Source organism: Paenisporosarcina sp. P4_E4_2, from assembly GCF_056401595.1.
On sequence record NZ_JBFUJC010000018.1, the window covers coordinates 1 to 20,941 of the forward strand.

21 protein-coding genes and 1 other annotated feature are annotated in these 20,941 nt (G+C 42.0%); of the genes, 2 read left to right on the plus strand and 19 right to left on the minus strand.

Features of this window, described 5'->3' with window-relative positions; all coding sequences use genetic code 11:
• On the plus strand, positions 1-712 hold a 712-nt coding region (locus tag AC1DSB_RS03450; protein ID WP_477585760.1), incomplete at its 5' end, for an Rqc2 family fibronectin-binding protein.
• Between the two features lie 198 nt (positions 713-910).
• Positions 911-1,171 (plus strand): hypothetical protein, encoded by a 261-nt coding sequence (locus AC1DSB_RS03455; protein WP_477531337.1) that lies wholly within the window; start codon positions 911-913, stop codon positions 1,169-1,171.
• A gap of 91 nt (positions 1,172-1,262) precedes the next feature.
• On the opposite strand, the gene pyrE is transcribed toward AC1DSB_RS03455, so the two are convergent.
• The 19 genes from pyrE to AC1DSB_RS03550 all read right to left on the minus strand — a co-directional run.
• Positions 1,263-1,895 (minus strand): orotate phosphoribosyltransferase, encoded by a 633-nt coding sequence (gene pyrE / locus AC1DSB_RS03460; protein WP_477531336.1) that lies wholly within the window; start codon positions 1,893-1,895, stop codon positions 1,263-1,265.
• Positions 1,892-2,605 carry an orotidine-5'-phosphate decarboxylase gene (gene pyrF / locus AC1DSB_RS03465; RefSeq protein ID WP_477531335.1) on the minus strand — a complete coding sequence of 238 codons (714 nt, stop codon included), beginning with the start codon at positions 2,603-2,605 and terminating at the stop codon, positions 1,892-1,894. Before pyrF ends, pyrE begins: the two co-directional genes overlap by 4 nt.
• Positions 2,602-3,513 (minus strand): dihydroorotate dehydrogenase, encoded by a 912-nt coding sequence (locus AC1DSB_RS03470; RefSeq protein WP_477531334.1) that lies wholly within the window; start codon positions 3,511-3,513, stop codon positions 2,602-2,604. Before AC1DSB_RS03470 ends, pyrF begins: the two co-directional genes overlap by 4 nt.
• Positions 3,510-4,286, minus strand: coding sequence for a dihydroorotate dehydrogenase electron transfer subunit (locus tag AC1DSB_RS03475; protein WP_477531333.1), 777 nt, complete (start codon positions 4,284-4,286; stop codon positions 3,510-3,512). The genes AC1DSB_RS03470 and AC1DSB_RS03475 overlap by 4 nt, the downstream gene beginning before the upstream one ends.
• On the minus strand, positions 4,283-7,480 hold the full coding sequence (carB, locus tag AC1DSB_RS03480) for a carbamoyl-phosphate synthase large subunit (RefSeq protein WP_477585762.1): 3,198 nt from the start codon (positions 7,478-7,480) through the stop codon (positions 4,283-4,285). Before carB ends, AC1DSB_RS03475 begins: the two co-directional genes overlap by 4 nt.
• Entirely contained in the window at positions 7,473-8,573 is a 1,101-nt protein-coding gene (locus AC1DSB_RS03485; protein ID WP_477531332.1) for a carbamoyl phosphate synthase small subunit, read from the minus strand. Before AC1DSB_RS03485 ends, carB begins: the two co-directional genes overlap by 8 nt.
• On the minus strand, positions 8,573-9,850 hold the full coding sequence (locus tag AC1DSB_RS03490; RefSeq protein ID WP_477531339.1) for a dihydroorotase: 1,278 nt from the start codon (positions 9,848-9,850) through the stop codon (positions 8,573-8,575). Before AC1DSB_RS03490 ends, AC1DSB_RS03485 begins: the two co-directional genes overlap by 1 nt.
• Positions 9,850-10,728 (minus strand): aspartate carbamoyltransferase catalytic subunit, encoded by an 879-nt coding sequence (locus AC1DSB_RS03495; protein WP_477531331.1) that lies wholly within the window; start codon positions 10,726-10,728, stop codon positions 9,850-9,852. Before AC1DSB_RS03495 ends, AC1DSB_RS03490 begins: the two co-directional genes overlap by 1 nt.
• 139 nt (positions 10,729-10,867) lie before the next feature.
• The gene (locus AC1DSB_RS03500) at positions 10,868-12,187 is read right to left on the minus strand and encodes a solute carrier family 23 protein (protein WP_477531330.1); all 1,320 of its coding nucleotides are present in this window, start codon (positions 12,185-12,187) and stop codon (positions 10,868-10,870) included.
• Between the two features lie 19 nt (positions 12,188-12,206).
• The gene (gene pyrR / locus AC1DSB_RS03505) at positions 12,207-12,746 is read right to left on the minus strand and encodes a bifunctional pyr operon transcriptional regulator/uracil phosphoribosyltransferase PyrR (protein WP_477585764.1); all 540 of its coding nucleotides are present in this window, start codon (positions 12,744-12,746) and stop codon (positions 12,207-12,209) included.
• A gap of 290 nt (positions 12,747-13,036) precedes the next feature.
• A complete protein-coding gene (locus AC1DSB_RS03510) occupies positions 13,037-13,963 on the minus strand; it encodes an RluA family pseudouridine synthase (RefSeq protein ID WP_477531329.1) in 927 nt (308 codons plus the stop codon).
• The gene (gene lspA, locus AC1DSB_RS03515) at positions 13,964-14,449 is read right to left on the minus strand and encodes a signal peptidase II (protein WP_477531328.1); all 486 of its coding nucleotides are present in this window, start codon (positions 14,447-14,449) and stop codon (positions 13,964-13,966) included. It lies immediately after the preceding gene.
• A 142-nt stretch (positions 14,450-14,591) separates the two neighbouring features.
• Positions 14,592-17,354: an isoleucine--tRNA ligase gene (ileS, locus tag AC1DSB_RS03520; RefSeq protein WP_477531327.1), complete on the minus strand. Its 2,763-nt coding sequence runs from the start codon at positions 17,352-17,354 to the stop codon at positions 14,592-14,594.
• Between the two features lie 84 nt (positions 17,355-17,438).
• Positions 17,439-17,662: a binding site (T-box leader), on the minus strand.
• A 121-nt stretch (positions 17,663-17,783) separates the two neighbouring features.
• Entirely contained in the window at positions 17,784-18,293 is a 510-nt protein-coding gene (locus tag AC1DSB_RS03525; RefSeq protein WP_016427756.1) for a DivIVA domain-containing protein, read from the minus strand.
• A gap of 97 nt (positions 18,294-18,390) precedes the next feature.
• A complete protein-coding gene (locus tag AC1DSB_RS03530) occupies positions 18,391-19,179 on the minus strand; it encodes a YlmH family RNA-binding protein (RefSeq protein ID WP_477585765.1) in 789 nt (262 codons plus the stop codon).
• Positions 19,180-19,233: 54 nt separating this feature from the next.
• Positions 19,234-19,494 (minus strand): YggT family protein, encoded by a 261-nt coding sequence (locus AC1DSB_RS03535; RefSeq protein ID WP_016427758.1) that lies wholly within the window; start codon positions 19,492-19,494, stop codon positions 19,234-19,236.
• 20 nt (positions 19,495-19,514) lie between these two features.
• Positions 19,515-19,976, minus strand: coding sequence for a cell division protein SepF (locus tag AC1DSB_RS03540; RefSeq protein ID WP_016427759.1), 462 nt, complete (start codon positions 19,974-19,976; stop codon positions 19,515-19,517).
• On the minus strand, positions 19,973-20,662 hold the full coding sequence (locus tag AC1DSB_RS03545) for a YggS family pyridoxal phosphate-dependent enzyme (protein WP_016427760.1): 690 nt from the start codon (positions 20,660-20,662) through the stop codon (positions 19,973-19,975). Before AC1DSB_RS03545 ends, AC1DSB_RS03540 begins: the two co-directional genes overlap by 4 nt.
• A 74-nt stretch (positions 20,663-20,736) precedes the next feature.
• On the minus strand, positions 20,737-20,941 hold a 205-nt coding region (locus AC1DSB_RS03550; RefSeq protein WP_477585767.1), incomplete at its 5' end, for a PRC-barrel domain-containing protein.

A 20,941-nucleotide genomic window follows, 5' to 3' on the forward strand; every position in this document is an offset into this window, starting at 1 on the left:
TTTGATGGCCAACCTCTATACGCTCGAAAAAGGAATGACCGAAGCTCAAGTGATAAATTATTACGATGAAGAGAATGCCGTCATCACCATCCCATTGAGCCTTAGAAAAACGCCGGTTGAAAATGCACAAAGTTTTTTCACAAAATACAACAAAGCCAAAACCGCTTTATTGAAAACGCAACAACAAATGGATAAAACCAAAGACGATATCGATTATTTGGAAATGCTGCAACAACAAGTCATGCAAGCATCTCCACAGGATATTGAAGAGATTCGCGAAGAACTTGCCGAACAAGGCTGGATGAAAGCCCGCATTTCGAAAAAGAAAAAGAAAGTCGTGAAACCAACACCTGAAAATTTCGTATCCTCTACAGGATTGCCAATTTCGGTAGGAAAAAATAACAAGCAAAATGATTATTTAACATTTAAAATCGCTAATAAATCACAAACTTGGTTCCATACAAAAGATATTCCTGGATCCCATGTCGTCATTCATGACAATGAACCGGATGAAACATCGATTTTGGAAGCAGCGGGACTGGCAGCATATTTCAGTAAAGCACGTGACTCTTCTTCCGTGCCGGTGGATTATACAGAAGTACGCCATGTAAAAAAACCGAATGGCTCAAAACCCGGATTCGTTATTTATTTTGAACAAAAGACGGTTTTTGTGACACCAAGTGAAGATTTAGTGAGGAACCTTCGAAAATAAGATACACGAAAGCCATCCAACAAATTGTTGGATGGCTTTTTCTGATAACTTTTAAAAGCAAAAAACACCATTCTATAGTGTATGATAAGAACGGGAAATTGGAACCAGTGAAAGCGGGAAGTACTCATGTTTCTAACAATATTTTTTTATATAATGGCCCCCCTGCTTGCTATTAACTTTGCAATAGGAGGGATTCATATGATAAATGGGAAATTTGTTGAGGAAGTAGAACAAACTTTAGAGAAGAATAGTAAACTTCGTTTGCTCAATACAATTTTCATTTTCGGGTTTTTTGTCATTCTTCTCAAAATGATTTTCCCTCTGAAAGTGGCCAATGTTTTAATAAAAATTGTTTATTTTACTTTAGGGATCTTATTCGTCATATTAGCGTTATTAATGATGTATATAATCATTACTGATGGGAATTCAATTATTTCAGAAGTCAGAAAAGATATGTAAGATTAAAAATAGGATGCCTGTGTGCAACAAGTGCACTGGCATCCTATTTTTTGAGGGATTCATTTATATGTAACTGAAATTCAGTCCGTCTTTATAGCTTCCCGTATTTCAGTTTTTCGTGCCATTCCATCAGCTTAGGTTTGTCATCGTCAGCGATTTGCTTCGCAAGAGTTGCCTCTTCGATTAATGCATCAAAGTTTGTTAAGCTGACATATGGAATTCCTGCTTCTTCAAATAATTCGTCCGCTCGTTTTAAATGATAAGTAAAAATACACACCACACCCAGAACTTCGCAACCTTGCTGTTCCAGCGCACGAACGGCCTCGATGCTGCTACCACCTGTCGAGATCAAATCTTCAACGACAATCACTTTTTGGCCAGGTACAATTTTTCCTTCAATTTGATTGCCACGTCCATGCTCTTTTGCTTTTGAACGGACATAGACCATAGGCAAATTAAGGACATCACTTACCCACGCAGCGTGTGGAATGCCCGCTGTCGCCGTCCCAGCAACTACTTCTGTTTGCGGGAAAAACTCACGGATATTTGCCGCTAAAGCTTCTGCAATTTGTATACGTACAGTTGGACTCGACATGGTCAAACGGTTGTCACAATAAATCGGTGAAGATATTCCGGAAGTCCATGTAAATGTATCTTGAGGTCTTAATTCCACAGCACCTATCGACAATAATGCTCCTGCTATTTCATGTTGCTGACTTTTCATTGTAAAACCTCCCATTGTTGTTTCACCAAATGATATGTCTCTACTGGATTTACCGATTGAGTGATGGCTCTGCCTACTACAATCAAGGAAGAACCTTCTTTACATGCCACATCAGGTGTCGCGATACGGATTTGGTCATGTTCTGAACCATCCGTCAATCGTATTCCCGGTGTTACACGCAAGAAGTCTTCCCCGCAAACTCGTTTAATGTCTGCCGCTTCCAATACCGAACAAACGACTCCATCGAGACCTGCCTGTTTTGAAAGGCTTGCATAATGACGAACAGATTCCTGTAAAGTTAAATTGATTTTCTGTTCATTTATCATTTGCTGTTCGCTTGTTGAGGTCAATTGTGTAACCCCGATAAGTAATGGTCGTTGTTTTCCTGTTGCAGTTCCCGCTTCTAGTCCTTCTAATGCACTCTCCATCATTTGCAACCCACCTGCTGCATGGACGTTCACCATATCTGCACCAAGCTTAGCAAGTCCGCGCATGGCGGATTTGACTGTATTCGGAATATCGTGCAGTTTCAAATCCAGGAAAACGTCGTGTCCCATTCCTTTTAAGTCCGTTACGATCGATGGTCCTTCTTGTAAATAAAGTTCCATGCCAACTTTGACAAACAGTTTTTCATCAAACGGCTTCAAAAAGTGGATGACCTCATTTTTTGTTGAAAAATCAAGCGCTATTATAGGGTTTTGATTGTTCATCGGTGACTCCTCCCCACTAATTCTGAGATATGATTCAGACCTAACCAATCGAGTTTCTCAGGTAATTGATCAATGATCGTCGGACAAACAAATGGATCAACGAAGTTTGCTGTTCCTACAGCTACGGCACTTGCGCCTGCCGACATGAAATCAATGACATCGTCAACCGTCGCAACGCCCCCCATTCCAATGATTGGAATAGACACTTGTTTGGCAACTTCATAAACCATACGCAAAGCTACAGGTTTGACTGCAGGACCCGATAACCCTCCAGTCCCGTTGGCAATGACAGGTCTCCCTGTTCTTGTATCCAGTCGCATTCCAATGAGCGTATTAATCATCGTTATGCCATCAGCTCCACCAGCCTCAACTGCTCGAGCAATTTCACCTATATCGGTTACGTTCGGGGATAATTTCACATAAACCGGAACTTCCGAAACTTCTTTTACGGCGGCAGTCAGTTCTGCAGCAACCGACGGATCGGTTCCAAAAGTAATGCCTCCGCATTTTACGTTCGGACAAGAAATATTCAATTCCAAAGCATGGACATTTTTTGCTTTTGATATATGTTTCGCAACTTCCACATAGTCTTCCGTCAACGTACCGGCAACATTTGCAATGATCGGCACATCATATTGCTCCAGCCACTTCAGCTCTTCAGCAATCACTTTTTCCAGACCTGGATTTTGAAGTCCAATTGCATTCAGCATTCCGGATGAAGTTTCTGCAACACGTGGTGTAGGATTTCCTARACGCGTCTCAAGTGTCGTTGCTTTGATCATAATCGCGCCAAGTTTTGATAAGTCATACAACCGAGCATATTCTTTGCCAAATCCGAAACACCCGGAAGCCGGCATAATTGGATTTTTCAATGATAATCCTGGTAATTCTATCGCTAATCGATTCATACGGACACCACCCCTGCAGGAAATACTGGACCATCCGAGCACACTTTTACATAGTCCACTTCTGTTTGATCAGTGGTTTTGCAGACACAAGCGAAACAAGCTCCAAGTCCGCAACCCATGCGTTCTTCAAACGATAGAAATCCTTTTCGATCCGGATACATATTCTGAATAGCCGCAAGCATTCCAGTTGGACCACACGTGAAGTATGATGAAAATTCGGGTTGTAATTCAGATAGCACCGTCGTGACAAATCCTTGTTGACCGTGTGATCCATCTACTGTGACAATATGCGTTTCACCAAGTTCTCGGAAGAAATCTTCGTAAAAGACAGCTTCTTTTGACTGGAAGCCAAGTACATGAATCGGTTTGACACCTTTATCAACAAGTCTTTTAGATAGTTCATATAAAGGAGGAACACCGATTCCCCCTCCAATCAACACAACTGTTTCACCGGGTGTTGCTTCCTCAACGGGAAAGCCGTTGCCAAGAGGACCCAAAATATCTATTTCTTCTCCAACCATTTTAAGCGCGAGCAATGAAGTTCCTCGGCCTTCAGCACGATAAATCATTGTGAACTCCAACACATCTCGGTCAATTGACGCAATGCTGATTGGTCTGCGGAGCAAAGGCTCATAGCTATCCGAAACACGGATGTGAACAAATTGACCCGGACTTGTCATGTCCTGTACAAGTTGGCCACTCACCGTCATTTCGAAAATATTTTGAGCGATTTCTTTATGTTTGACGATGCGCATGCGCTCTTGTTTAATCATCCAAAAACCCCCTGTGTCGGCATCTCCTCGGCTTGGAATGTCATCGATTCAATGACTCGTAACATCGCTTCTGCTGTGTCCAGCGATGTTAAGCAAGGAATTCCATTTTCTACAGACTCACGTCGAATTCGGAACCCATCACTCTCCGGCAATTTACCTTTTGTTAACGTGTTAATGACGAACTGGGCGTCTCCTTTTTGGATGTAATCCAGTAAAGTCGGACCTTCACTACCAATTTTATTAACTGTTGTAACAGGTATTCCCGCTTCTTTTAAGGCATTTGCCGTTCCTTCAGTAGCAAGAATTCTGTAACCGATCGACGTGAAGCGATTCGCAATCGATACTGCTTCTTCTTTATCCTTGTCGGCGATCGTCATCAATACTGAACCGTGATCTTTGATTTCCATTCCTGCAGCCACTAAGCCTTTATAAAGCGCTTTTTCAAGCGTGATATCTTTCCCCATGACTTCCCCGGTCGATTTCATTTCAGGTCCCAATGTAATATCCACTCGGCGCAGTTTCGCAAAGCTGAATACTGGTACTTTCACGAAAACACCTCTAGGTGAAGGCGCAAGTCCATTTGCAATTCCTTGAGAAGGGAGCGATTGTCCCAAAATTGCTTTTGTCGCAATCTTCGCCATTGGAATATTCGTAATCTTACTTAGGAAAGGAACCGTTCGGCTTGAACGTGGATTCACTTCAATCACATAAACTTCGCCTTTAGAGATAACATATTGGATATTCAGTAAACCAATGATGTTCAGGCCTTTTGCAAGTCGAGTCGTGTAATCCACGAGCGTATTCACTTGTTCGCACGTTAAATTCTGTGGTGGATAGACTGCAATCGAGTCACCCGAGTGAACACCCGCTCGTTCGATATGTTCCATAATTCCTGGAATGCATACATTTTCTCCGTCTGAGATGGCATCGACTTCAATTTCGGTACCAGTTAAATAACGGTCGACCAATACTGGATGTTCCGGACTTGCCTGAACTGCATGCTCCATGTAATGAGCAAGTTCTTCTTGATTGTAAACAATTTGCATAGCACGTCCGCCTAAGACGTATGAAGGACGAACTAGTACCGGATAGCCGATTTCATTGCCGATTGCCACTGCTTGTTCTGATGAAACAGCTGTCTTGCCCATTGGTTGTGGAATACCGATTTCATGCAGTGCACGTTCAAATTTATCGCGATTTTCTRCACGGTCCAGATCTTCCAAAGAAGTTCCCAGGATTTGAACACCACGTTCCTGCAGTTTATCCGCTAAGTTGATGGCTGTTTGTCCTCCGAACTGAACGACAACGCCTTTTGGTTGTTCCAGATCCACTATGTGCATGACATCTTCAATTGTTAAAGGTTCAAAATAAAGCTTGTCCGAGATGGAGAAATCCGTTGATACTGTTTCTGGGTTGCTATTGATAATGATGGCTTCATAACCTGCTTCTTTGATTGCCCATACAGAATGTACGGTTGCATAGTCAAACTCGACACCTTGACCGATTCGGATTGGTCCTGAACCAAGCACGATGACACTTTCTTTATCTGTCTTGATTGATTCATTTTCATCTTCGTATGTTCCGTAGAAATAAGGTGTTTCCGATTCAAATTCTGCCGCACATGTATCCACCATTTTAAAGACTGGAATCAAGTTCAGTTCTTTTCTCCAGTTGTAGATAGTCAATTCATCGCTATTCCATAATGCTGCTAGCRTTGCATCTGCAAACCCCATGCGCTTCGCCTTTTTCGCCACTTCGAAATCAAACGGATGGCTAGAAACCACTTCTTCGTACTTCACGATATTTTGAAATTTATTGAGGAAGAATAAATCGATTTGACTCCACTCATGTATGGTGTCAATCGTGACTCCTCGTCTTAAAGCTTCCCCGATGAAGAACAGTCGTTCATCACCTGCACGTCGGATACGTTTTTCAATCCATTCATCTGACATGGCATCCGCGTTTTTCAGATCTAAATGGAATTGACCTGTCTCAAGTGAACGCACGGCTTTCAGAATAGATTCCTCGAACGTTCTTCCCATCGCCATTACTTCTCCTGTTGCTTTCATTTGTGTTCCTAAATTTCGTTTAGCCGATTCGAATTTATCAAATGGCCAGCGCGGAATTTTAGTAACGACATAATCAAGCGCAGGCTCAAAGCATGCATAAGTTTTGCCGGTAACCGGATTCATCATTTCATCCAGTGTCAAACCGACAGCAATCTTAGCAGCCAGTTTGGCGATTGGGTAACCTGTCGCTTTTGAAGCCAGTGCAGACGAACGGCTTACCCTTGGATTCACTTCAATGATGTAGTAGTTGAAGCTGTATGGATCCAGTGCTAACTGAACATTACAGCCACCTTCGATTTTTAATGCGCGGATAATTTTAAGGGAGACATTGCGCAACATTTGATACTCACGGTCTGATAAAGTCTGACTTGGCGCAACGACGATGGAATCTCCTGTATGAATACCTACCGGGTCAACGTTTTCCATGTTACAGACTACGATGGCATTGTCATTGGAGTCTCTCATAACCTCGTATTCTACTTCTTTGAAGCCAGCGATTGATTTTTCAAGTAGACACTGAGTAACAGGACTGTATTTCAGACCACTCGTCACTGTTTCAAGAAGCTCTTCGTCGTTGTGGCATATTCCTCCACCAGTTCCCCCAAGCGTAAATGCAGGACGGACGATGACAGGGTAACCGATTCGTTTAACGAATGCCTCGGCTTCCTGCATGTTATGAATGATGTCACTTTCTGGAACGGGTTCGTTCAAGTCGTTCATCAGTGTACGGAATAAATCACGATCTTCCGCTTTATGAATAGCTTCCAATTTCGTGCCTAGTATTTCAATGTTCAACTCTTGCAGAATTCCTGATTCGTCCAATTCAATCGCCATGTTCAAGCCAGTTTGTCCACCTAAAGTAGGTAGAAGGGCATCTGGACGTTCTTTGCGTAAAATTCGACTTACGAAATCCAATGTAATCGGTTCGATATAGACTTTGTCCGCAATTTCAGTATCAGTCATGATAGTTGCTGGATTTGAGTTGATGAGAATGACACGATAGCCTTCTTCTTTTAAAGCTAGACAAGCTTGTGTTCCAGCATAGTCAAATTCAGCTGCTTGACCGATGACAATCGGACCGGATCCGATGACGAGAATGGTTTCTATATCTTTACGTTTAGGCATGTTTTTTTTCCCCTTTCACATTGGCGTTCATTAATTCGATGAATCGATCAAATAAGTGATTGGAATCTTCTGGTCCAGGTGATGCTTCAGGATGGTATTGCACTGTAAAAGCGGCAGCATCCAAATGTTTTAAGCCTTCCACTGTGCCGTCATTCAAGGCAGTGTGCGTAACTTTCAAACGCGTTTCTTTCAATGATTCAGGATCCACTGCATAGCCATGGTTTTGGGAAGTCATTTCCGTTTTGCCAGACTCCAAATCTTTTACTGGATGGTTTGCTCCACGGTGTCCAAATTTCAATTTGAATGTATCTCCGCCACTTGCAAGGGCAAAGAGTTGATGACCGAGGCAAATTCCGAATATCGGAATCTTCCCGATTAAATTCTGTATCATCGTGATTGCTTCTGGAACGTCTTTTGGATCTCCAGGGCCATTTGAAAGCATAATGCCGTCGGGATAAATTGCCATGATTTCTTCAGCAGTTGTGTTATACGGTACAACGACCACATCACAGTCCCGTTTGTTCAGTTCACGCAAAATCCCATGTTTCATTCCGAAATCGACGAGTACTACACGCTTACCTCGTCCAGGACTTGGATAAGGACGTTTCGTTGACACTTGTTTCACTTGATCGGTCGGGAATATCGTATTCTTTAATCGTGCGACTACTTCTTCCACTTGTACATCAGCACCCGCTTCACTGATATGGCCTTTTACCGAACCAAATTCACGAATAATTCGCGTCAGTTTACGTGTATCCACTCCTTCAATGCCGGGAATGTTTTTCACTACGAACAAGTCATTGAGTGTCGCATCGCTTCTGAAGTTGGATGGTGTGTTTGCCAGTTCACGGACAACCATTCCTTTGATTGCCGGTTCGATTGATTCAAAATCATCTCGATTTATTCCGTAATTGCCGATCAATGGATAAGTCATCGTAACAATTTGACCGCAGTAAGATGGGTCCGATAGAGTCTCCTGGTAGCCTGTCATACCCGTCGTGAAAACGACTTCTCCTTCACTGGCATTCAAACTTCCGAATGCAGTTCCATTAAACACATCTCCAGTTTCTAAAATGAGGCTTCTTTTCATCATTATTTCTCCTCCTGCCAAATTACATTACCTTCAAACATCGTCATAACCGGCCAACCGGTACATGTCCAATTTTGGAACGGTGTATTTTTTCCTTTTGACACAAATGTTGCAGTTTCAATATTTTGTTCTCTCGACAAGTCAATGAATACTAAGTCCGCTGATTCGCCCATATGCAGACGACCATAAGGCAGTCCGAAAACATCTGCCGGTTTTCTCGTCATCCATTCAACCAATTGAGCTAACGTCCATTTTCCACTTTTCACAAAATGGGTATACAGCAGCGGGAAAGCTGTTTCCAATCCGACGATTCCAAATGGTGCTTGTTCCATGCCGTTGCCTTTTTCCTGTTCTGTATGAGGGGCATGATCTGTGGCGATAAAATCAAGTGTCCCATCTTCCAATCCTTCGATTAAAGCTTGCAAATCTTCTTTAGCTCGCAGTGGTGGATTCATTTTCCAGTTCCCATCGTTTCCTGGAATGTCGTCTTCACATAATAGTAGGTGGTGTGGACTGACTTCAGCAGTTACTCGAACCCCAGCCTTTTTGGCATCTCTGATTACTCGGACAGATTCTTTCGTACTTACGTGGCAAACATGATAGTGTGCCCCTGCTGCTTCAGCTAGTAAAATATCTCTCGCAATATGCACAGATTCCGCGATGGATGGAATCCCTTTAAGACCCAATTCTTTATTTTTCGTCCCTTCGTGCATGACGCCTGAGTAAATCAATGTATTGTCTTCGCAATGGGCAACAATCGGCATATTCAGCTTCGCTGCGTCCTTCATTGCTTCAAACATCATGCCAGCCTGTTGTACACCTACTCCATCATCCGTAAAAGCAAATGCACCATGTTCTTTCAAGGCAGCCAGATCTGTTCGTTCTTTCCCGGCTTCTCGAATCGTAATCGAGGCATAAGGCAGTACACGAATCACTGCATTCTCCTCAATCAGACGGTTGACATGACTTAGATTTTCTACCGTATCCGGTACTGGTCTAGTATTTGGCATTGCGCAAATGGTAGTGTAACCGCCTTTTGCCGCGGCATGTGTACCCGTTTGAATCGTTTCTTTTTGCTCGCCACCCGGCTCGCGTAAGTGGACATGGACATCGATGAATCCTGCAGAAACGAAATGTCCTTTGCCATCTATGATTTCATCCGCTTCTGGTGTTGCTTTTGGATTCACTTCTATAATGCGTCCATTGTCGATCAGGATGGATCCCTCCATCAATTCGTTATTGTCATTGAGCAATTTAATGTTTTCTATGAATTTTTTCATCATGATCTCCCCTTCAAAACGGATTCCAGTATGGCCATGCGTATGAACACACCGTTATGCATTTGTTTAAATATGCGTGATTTTTCACTTTCCACTAGCTCGTCTGCTATTTCCACATCCCGGTTAATTGGAGCAGGATGCATGATGATGGCCGTCGGCTTCAATTTTTCATAACGTGATTGAGTCAAACCATATGTTTGATGATATCTTTCCTTTGAAAAATCAGACTGGGTATCGTGCCGCTCATGTTGCACTCGTAAAAGCATCACTACATCCGCACTCGGCAGTATGTTGTCCCATGTGTTTGCTGCATCGAAGTTGCCTTGCCATTCAGGGGGACAAAGGAACGTGACATGAGCACCTAATCTTGTCAGCGCTTCCGCATTCGATTTGGCTACCCGACTATGTCCAATATCCCCAACGATTGCTATTTGTAGCCCTTCAAACTTTCCAAACTCTTGTTGTATGGTAAAAAGATCAAGCAAACATTGAGTAGGGTGCTGACCCGAGCCATCTCCACCATTGATGATCGCTACGTTGACTCCATCTAGTAGCCCTTCATAGAAACCATCTTGTTCATGCCTTATGACCACTGCATCCACACCGATTGCTTCTAATGTTTTTACTGTGTCGTATAAAGTTTCACCTTTTAGCGTGCTCGATGTTCCTGCTTCGAATGGAAGTACGTTCAGTCCAAGTTTCCGCTCTGCCATCTCAAAACTCATTTTTGTTCGTGTACTCGGTTCAAAAAATAAATTCGCTACTGTGTATTGTTTAGTCCAATCAGCGGAAACTTGCTGTTGAAATTGTGATGCACGACTTAATATCGTTTGTATGTCTGTATTGTTTAGGTCTTTCATGCTTAATAGATGCTTCACTTTTATAGCCTCCCGTATTTCTTAAAGAAAACCTCTCAACAAGTGTTGAGAGGCTGTAGGGGTACCTTCAAGCAAAGATCCATGTTGTCACGGAGCTCTACCAGTTGGTTTCCCTTTTCCTGCCTCTCTGGACTAGGTATTAAAAGGATGTTGTATTTGATTTATCTTCCAATGAATCGATGGCTTCTTGCGGTTTACCTGGTAGCACTAAGTTTAGTAGAACACCCACCAAGGCAGCCAATGCCATTCCACCGACTTCAAACGTTTCGGTGAAGTGTAATTTCGCTCCTCCAATCCCGATTACCAGGATGATGGATGAAATGACCAAGTTACGCTTGTCTCCAAAATCAATCTTGTTATCAACCAACATACGCAGACCTGAGGACGCAATAATCCCGAAGAGCAAAATCGAAATTCCGCCAAGCACTGGAGTTGGAATCGTTGCAATGAGTGCCATGACTTTGCCGAAGAATGAAAAGACGATAGCAAGAATAGCCGCTCCCCCAATGACATACACGCTGTATACTCGGGTAATCGCTAGCACTCCGATGTTTTCACCGTAGGTTGTTTTCGGAGGTCCTCCCAACAGACCGCTGATGAAAGTACCAAGACCGTCACCGAGCAATGAACGATGAAGTCCTGGCTCTTTTATGTAATTGCGGTTTACGATTTTCCCTAAAACCAATTGATGACCGATATGTTCTGAAATGGTCACAATCGCGATTGGTACCATCAACCAAAGCAATGTCGGTGTGATGATAAATTCATAGTGTACTCCGGGAATCAGGAATTCAGGAGCTGACAACCAGTTTGCTTTTGTTACTGGTTCGAAGTTGACAATACCGATAATCAAGGAGTACACGTATCCAACGATGATTCCGATTAGAACCGGCATTAAGCTGATGATTCCTCTGAAGAACAATGTCGCGACAACGGCTGCAGCCAATGTCACCAAAGCAGCAGAGAAGTGCAACATGCTGTATTCTTTTATTCCGTCCAAATCCGGATCGATGTTCATCGCCATATCGATGGCAACAGGAGATAATGCCAAGCCGATAACTATGATCACGGGCGCAACCACGATTGGCGGTAAAATTTTCATAATCCATTTATAGCCTGTTTTCCAAATTATCAAAGACACGATAAAGTAGACGATTGCGACGAATAGACTGCCAACCATGGCACTTCCGATTCCACCTTCCTTTGTAGCCATTTGAATCGGTAAGATGAAGGCAAATGAAGAACCTAGATAAGCTGGAACTTGAAATTTCGTTACAAACATAAAGATCAGTGTCGCAATACCGCTAGTCAATAACGCAATCGCTGGACTTAGACCAACCAATTGTGGAACCAGTATTGTCGCCCCAAACATGGCGAACATATGTTGGATACTTAGTGTTGTCAACTTACCTGCTGAAGGCCTATCATGTATGTCCAAAATTGTTTGTGTGTTTGCCATCCCATTCTCCTCCAATCATCTATTCGTAAATTGTTACACTGTCTTCATGATCTGTTTCCTGCAAACGGACCACGATTCTTTCCAAGCTTGCCGTCGGGATATTTTTCCCGACATAGTCTGCGCGTACTGGCAATTCCCGATGACCCCGATCGATTAAGACTGYCAATTGAATTTGTGATGGTCTTCCCAAATCCATGACCGCATCCATTGCGGCTCTTACTGTTCGGCCAGTATACAATACGTCATCAACCAAAATCACTTTCTGGTTGGTCACAACATGTTGAATATCCACTTGTTGAACGAGTGGCTCTTTGTTTTCAGTTTTCATGGATAGGTCGTCTCTATATAAGGTAATATCCAGCTCGCCTGCTTTGATTGACTTTCCTTCAATTTTTTCAATTTTGGCAGCTAGCCGATTCGCCAAATAAGCGCCTCTAGTTTTGATGCCGACGAGAATGCAATTCTCTATTCCTTTGTTGCGTTCAATAATTTCATGAGCAATCCGTGTCAATGCACGGTTAATTGCTTGTTCATCCAAAATATTCGCTTTTTCAACCATTGCAGATTCTCCTTTAATTAGAAAAGCGTAAAGCGTCATTCTCGGGCTGCCGCTTGTAGCTAGTCATTATTTTTCGCAAAATAAAAACCCTCTCGTCCGAAAATGGATGAGAGGGTGTGAATGCAGAAAATTAGGCGTATAGTAACACACAGCATGTGTTTTTATACGTTCACTGTTACCTTCTCAGCCTCTCTGGACTGTTTTTAAAGGTGTTCTATTAAATTTTGTATTGTTTAGGAATTTCGAGTATGAGCTTTGAATTGCGCTCTACACTTTTTATAAGTATAGATTTACTTTTCTTTGCTGTCAACATCTGATTTCATTTCTTCTAGCAAAGCCTGGAACTCTACAGGCAACGGCGCTTCAAATTCCAAGTACTCTTCCGTACGAGGATGAATGAAACCTAGAACCCCGGCATGCAACGCTTGACCGTCAAAATCAATCGTTTTTTTCGGTCCATACTTAGGGTCACCTGCAAGCGGGAAACCAATGTATTTCATATGCACACGAATCTGATGTGTACGGCCTGTTTCCAGACGGCACTCAACCAAAGTGAAGTTGCCAAAGCGTTCCAAAACACGGAAATGCGTTACGGCATGTTTACCTTTATCAATGACAGCCATGCTTTGACGATCACGTGCATCACGTCCGATTGGTGCATCAACAGTTCCTTTGTCATGTGGAATATGCCCATGGACTAAAGCTGTATATTTTCGAGTAACTGTCTTTTTCACCAATTGATCTACTAATGATTCATGCGCTTTATCATTTTTTGCAACCATTAATAAGCCTGAAGTATCTTTATCGATACGGTGTACAATTCCTGGACGCATAACACCATTAATACCTGACAAATCCTTCACTTGATGCATCAAACCATTTACAAGTGTTCCTGAAGTATGGCCAGGAGCAGGATGTACGACCATGCCGCGTGGTTTATTCACCACTAAAACATCTTCATCTTCATAAACGATTTCAAGGTTTAAGTCTTCTGCTTCGATATCCAGAATTTCTGCATCCGGTACAGTAACATTAATAACATCATTTGGTTTTACTTTGTAATTCGATTTTGCTGATTCGCCGTTGACCAGAACCGCTCCATCTTTCAGCCAAATTTGAATTTGACTGCGAGACCAATCCGCTTCAAGTGTTGCCAATGCTTTATCGATTCGTTCACCTTTTTGTTGTTCTGAAATCTTATACGTAAAATCTTCCATCTATTCACCTTTTCTCTTTGCAGCTTTTTCTGCTTTTTCTTCAAAATACAATACGACGATGAGCATAATCACGCCGATGGTTAATGCTGCATCAGCAACGTTAAAAATCGGGAATTCATAATTAATGACCGGGATAAGAACGTCAGCAAAATCCACTACTTCACCACGGAACACACGATCAATAAAATTCCCAAGAGTACCACCCAGTAAAACCATCAAACTTAATTGAAAGTATGGCTTTCCTTTTGCTTCTTTATGAAAGTAATACAAAATACCAATGACCACGACGATGGTGACGATTGTAAATAGCCACATCTGCCCTTCCAACATTCCCCACGCCGCTCCACGATTGCGATGGGAAAGTAAAGCAAATGTAGGGTCCATTAAGACAATTCGTTCACCTAGCTCCATATTTTTTACAACTAACCATTTTGTCCATTGATCAATCGCCACAACGGCAATTGCTACTAAATAAAAAATGTACACGTATGTTCCTCCGTTACGCAAGTATCTTAGCTAGTTTAACACATAACATGAACAGACAGAAAGAGCTGCCCRAAAAGGGCAGCTCTTTCAAATGGAGGATTACTTTGTCCGGCTATGTTCGAAAGCCAGCTCCTCCTATATTTTATACGTAATATTTTTCTACTACATCTGCACATCGTGGACATAATGTTGGATGTTTTTCGTTTTCTCCCACCTTGGAAGAAATCGTCCAGCATCGTTCACATTTTTCACCTTGTGCTTTAGTAACGACAACAGAAGAAACTTCAAGGTTTAAAGCATCCGCTGGTGCATCTTCTTTTGAACCTGCAAGTGTAAAGTCCGACACGATAAAGAATTGTGCAAAGTCCACTTTGCTTGCATCAAATGCTTCCACTAATTCTTTTTTCACATAAAGCGTAACTTTTGCTTCAAGTGACTTACCGATAACTTTCGCATTACGCGCTCCTTCCAAAGCTTTCAATACATCGTCACGTACCAGCATCAATTGTTGATACTTCGTACGTAAACCTGCAAATGAATCATGAGTTGTCGCTTCAGGGAAGTCAGTCAGTTGTACACTTTCTTCTGTTTCTTGTGTCATGAAGACCCATAGCTCATCCGTCGTATGCGGTAAAATTGGTGTTGTCACTTTCAACAATGCGATCAAAGTATCGTACATGACAGTTTGCATCGCACGACGATGTGAATTGTCTTCACCTTCGATATAAACAACATCTTTTGCAATATCCAAGTAGAATGAGCTCAAATCAGACGATACAAAATTGTTTACAGCATGGTAAACGCTTGGGAAGTCATACTTGTCATAAGCTTTGCGAACAGTTTCGATCAAATCTTGCAGTTTCATGAACATGTATTGATCTACTTCACGTAAATCTTCATAAGCAACGCGATCGGTCTGTGGATTGAAGTCCGATACATTCCCATGAAGGAAACGGAAGGTATTACGGATTTTACGGTAAACTTCAGCAACTTGCTTGAAATTCGAGTCCGTTACGCGAACGTCCGCAGTGTAATCGACAGATGCTACCCATAGACGAAGAATGTCAGCACCTAGTTGATTCATGACTTTAGCAGGGTCGATTACGTTTCCGATCGACTTACTCATCTTGCGCCCTTCTCCATCAAGTGTGAAACCATGACTCAATAATCCTTTGTACGGAGCGTGGCCGCTGATGGCAACACTTGTCGTTAACGAGGAATTAAACCATCCACGATATTGATCCGATCCCTCCAAATATAAGTCAGCAGGATACGAAAGATCTTCACGCTCATCAAGTACAGCTTGGTGAGAAGATCCTGAATCAAACCAAACATCCATAATATCCGTTTCTTTTGTGAAGCGGCCGTTTGGACTATTTGGGTGTGTGAATCCTTCTGGAAGCAAGTCTTTCGCTTCACGTTCGAACCACACCGTTGAACCGTGTTCACGGAACATTTTTGAAACATGGGCAATCGTTTCTTCTGTTAAAATTGGTTCTCCATCTTCCGCATAGAAGACAGGGATTGGAACACCCCATACACGTTGTCGTGAGATACACCAGTCTCCACGGTCACGGACCATGTTGAAGAGACGAGTCTCACCCCATGCTGGAGTGAATGATGTATCCTTAATTGCTTTTAATAATTGGTCGCGGAATGCTTCAACTGAAGCAAACCACTGAGCTGTTGCACGGAAAATAACCGGCTTTTTAGTGCGCCAGTCATGAGGTGCCGAGTGTGTAAAGAATGTAAGTTTTTCTAATGCACCAGCAGCATCCAAAGCTTCTGTGATAACTTTATTGGCTTTATCATAGAATAACCCTTCGAAGCCAGGTGCTTCAGCAGTCAATACGCCACGGTCATCGATCGGTGAAAGTACTTCAAGTCCATACGCTTTACCAACTTGGAAGTCTTCTTCCCCGTGTCCAGGAGCTGTATGAACACATCCAGTACCGCCCTCGTCCGTTACATGGTCCCCGAGCATTACAAGCGAATCACGATCATATAAAGGGTGTTTGGCTACCATGCGATCCATTTGTTCACCTTTTAACGTCTGAACAATCTCATAAGAATCCCATTCAAGCGCAGTTACCACAGTCTCCAGTAATGCTTTTGCTACAAGGTAGCGCGTTGATGCAACTTCCACAATTACATAGTCGAATTCCGGATTGACTGAAATTCCAAGATTAGCTGGAATTGTCCAAGGTGTAGTCGTCCAAATAATAATTTTAGTACCTTCAGCAACTACGCCTTTACCATCTGTCACTTCAAAACTTACGTAGATAGAAGGAGATTTTTTGTTCTGGTATTCGATTTCAGCTTCTGCTAAAGCAGATTCACTTGATGGAGACCAATAAACTGGTTTTAAACCTTTATAGATATAGCCTTTACGTGCCATTTCACCGAACACTTCAATTTGACGGGATTCATACGCTGGTTTCAATGTCACATATGGATTTTCCCAATCACCTTGCACACCAAGACGTTTAAATTGTTCACGTTGACGGTCAATTTGTTCATAAGCATATGTTTCACACAAGTTCCGGAATTCTGCTACAGTCATTTCTTTGCGATTGACACCTTTATTCGTTAAAGCTTGCTCAATCGGAAGACCGTGCGTATCCCAACCAGGAACATACGGTGCATAATAACCAGTCATAGATTTGTGTCGTACAATCATGTCTTTAAGCACTTTGTTCATAGCATGACCCATGTGAATATCGCCGTTCGCATATGGAGGACCGTCATGTAAAATGAAACTCGGGCGGTCTTTGGTACGCTCCAGTACTTTTTCATAAAGTTTCATTTCATTCCATTTTTCTTGCATCGCCGGTTCACGTGTAGGTAAACCACCGCGCATTGGGAACTCAGTTTTTGGCATCAATAACGTATTTTTATATTCCAATTAAAAAACCTCCTTTTAATGTGACAAGCGCAATGCTTGCAGGGACAATCAACTTAAACTAAACAAAAAAACTCCTCATCCCAATGAAGGGACGAGAAGTTATAACTCGCGGTACCACCCTAATTGCAACATGAAGAAGTTGCCAGCTTAGATCACGTTAACGGTGTGAATCCGAAATCACTTACAAAATCAAGTTCAGCGATTTTACTCAAGAGTGATTTTCATTTGATTGCCGCCTGTCCGGGCTTCCACCATCCCCGGATCGCTTTTCTGTGCTTTCAAACTACTGTCTCTTTCAGCGTATTAATATAAAATAATGTGTATAGTTTCACTATGTCTAGCTACAAACGCCTGCTATATAGACGTTCTTCGCTTTTCTTATAATATGTAGATATTATAGGGAATGATTCCATAATCGTCAAGCTGTGCTTAGTCTTCTTTTGAATCCATTCTTTCCAGCTGAGTTGTGTCCACTTCATATTGCATCAAGTGATCCCAATCATCAGTGTTAATTAAATCAAGTTGTGCTTCCACCAACATTTTGAAACGATTACGGAAAACTTTTGATTGCTTTTTCAAATCTTCGATCTCGAGGGCAATGCGGCGAGCTTTCGTCAACGCTTCATTTACGATACGGTCCGCATTTTTCTCAGCTTCTTTAACAATTAACTTTGCTTCTTTTTGAGAGTTTCGACGTACTTCTTCTGCAGCTTCTTGTGCAACCACGATTGACTTCTGAAGTGTCATTTCAATAGTTGTGAAATGGCCAACTCGCTCACTTGACGACTTCAATTTCTCTTCCAATTCTTTTTTATCTTTGATTAGAAGTTCGAAATCTTTAATCACTTGGTCCAAAAATTCGTTGACTTCATCTTCATTATAGCCTCGGAACCCCCGACCAAACTCTTTGTTATGAATATCTAGTGGTGATAGCGGCATTTCAAAAATCTCCCCTTTACTTACTGCATCATTTCCCACTATTATACCGTTCATTGTGGTTGATGACATCAATAATTCGAATTTTCTTGAATATATTTCACGAATTTTGTTCGATTCGCCCTATTTGTAGTCGTATTTTGTCTTTCTTTGTACGTCCTTCAATCATGCCAATCCGAATTCTCCCATAGCCCCTAATAGATAGCAAATCGGATTCATGCAGTTCGAATGATGGTTGTTCGCGAACAGTCCAGTTCACTTTCACTTTTCCGCCATGAACCAACAGCGATGCTTTCTGTCTGGAAACATTAAATAGAGAAGCGATGATGGTATCAATTCGCATTGAGCTTACCGTATGCGTTTCCTCCACCCAAACATCCTGGTTTTCTAGATAGGAATGATCAGGTTGCAGTTCTTCAACATGAACTTTGGCTTTGCCAATGGAGGTAAGATGCATCCGCACAAAATCTGCAACTTCCGAAGCTACCGCAAATTCAATTCGATTGTCGTCAACGCGAATATCTCCGAATTTTGATCGATCCAATCCTAATGACATAAGGGAGCCTAAAACATCGGGGTGCTCAATGTTGATGAATTTCGAAGGGTATTTAATCGAAAACATTGTGATGTCATAGTCATCATCAGTCGCAGCGAAATATGAAGGGGAAATAAGCATACGTTTTCTTTCAGCTTCCGGAAATTCACCAAAAGCCGTCGTTAACACATCTCCATTCTGACCGRTAAGGGCATGTACGATAAATTGCTGTCTTGGATCTAAAAAATCAGTCAACTTTGGCGCATAGCGATCCTGTGTCTCCCTAAGCCATCCGCTGACTTGTTCGATAAATGATTGTTCGTCTTTACGGAAATGTTGCAAAACTTGTTCCATCTTTGCTCTTCCTTTCAATGGTCAAAAAAAGCCCCACGAAAGTGAGGCAATCTGTTAGACAAGTCCACTTAAAGTTGCCAATCCTCCACGTGCGAGGTTTAAAACAAGTATAGCCACAATTGGCGATACATCAATCATTCCAAAAGGTGGGATAAAGCGTCTGAACACTTCTAAGTACGGTTCGCATATTTTTTCAAACATCCGACCGATACTCGATTCTTTCACACTTGGTACCCAAGACATGAAAATATAGATGATCAGTAAAATTGAATACACATAAATTGCTTCATTAAGTATATAAATTACAAAATCCATAAGTACTAATTACACCTCAATTATTGTATGTCATCATAAAAGTAGTCGGAAATGGCTCCAGCCACTTCAACGGTATCGGGTGCACACAAGAAAATATCGGTGCCAATTCGCTGAATATCTCCGCCTAAAGCATACACGGTTCCACTTAAAAAATCCACAATCCGAATTCCCTGATCTTTATCGATACGTTGTAAATTGACCACAACTGCACGTTTGTTTTTCAAATGCTCCGAAATATCTTGTGCTTCAGCATACACCCGTGGTTCCACCAAGATTACTTTTGAAGATTTTTGTAAGTTTTGGAGGCTCACAATGTTTGGCGTTGTATTTGACTCTGCTTGCACAACTCTTCTTTCCTTTGTCGTTTTGCGAACAGTCGGTTGAGGCATTGGCTGAGACTCTTTTCTGCGTTCATTCGTTGTTGGAATTTCTTCTTCTTCATCTAAGTAAAAAAAGTTTTTGAATTTATTTTTCATACTCATGTAAGATCCTCACTTTCATCTCCGACTAGTGCTGTACCGATTCGGACGTATGTGGCGCCTTCTTCTATTGCGATTTCAAAATCATTCGACATACCCATAGATAATTCTGTACAAGGTGCATGTACATAGCCTTTGCTGGCTATATTCATTTGCATGTCCTTGAGAGATTTAAAGACATTGCGAATCACTTGTTCATCAGACGTATTTGGTGCCATAGTCATTAATCCAATGATGCGTATTTGATGATGGTCACTTAAAGATTCAATGAATGAATGAACATCCCTCAATTCAATTCCATGCTTAGCTTGTTCACCGGAAACATTGACCTGAACAAAGCAATCAATCTTTTGGGTTACCCTTTTTTGAATTTCGTCAGCTAGGCTCATTCGATCCAATGAGTGCAAAACCTGAACATTGTTTATGACTTGCTTAACTTTGCGTGTTTGTAATGAACCGATATAATGCCAGATTGCGGGCGTGTCAATTTCAGCTTGTTTTGCCAGCAAACCCTCCGGACGATTTTCTCCAAGATGATTAAGTCCTGCATATAGGGCTTCCTGCGTTCTCTCTACAGTAACAGATTTAGTGACTGCTATAATATGAACATCGTTGATAGAACGATTGGCACGGGCACATGCCTGACTGATTTGCTGTTGTATTTGTTGAAGTTTACGCTGTATTGGCATTTTTAGAAGTTCCTAACTTTTTGATATGGGTATTGTCTATATATTGTACCAATCAAGCGTTGAATATTCAATGCTTATCCCTGTTCAGAACCTCTGGACTGAACGATGACAACATCTTTACCAATGACTTTAATATCTGATAATCTGATAACAATTGTTGGACGATTGCCTGAAAACAAWTCTAGCATCTTTTTCGGTTCTGCCAGGAAAAAAGATTCAATCGTTCCATTTTCTTTTGAAATTCTGGCGTCATTAACGAAGCCGAGCATGCGGCCATCA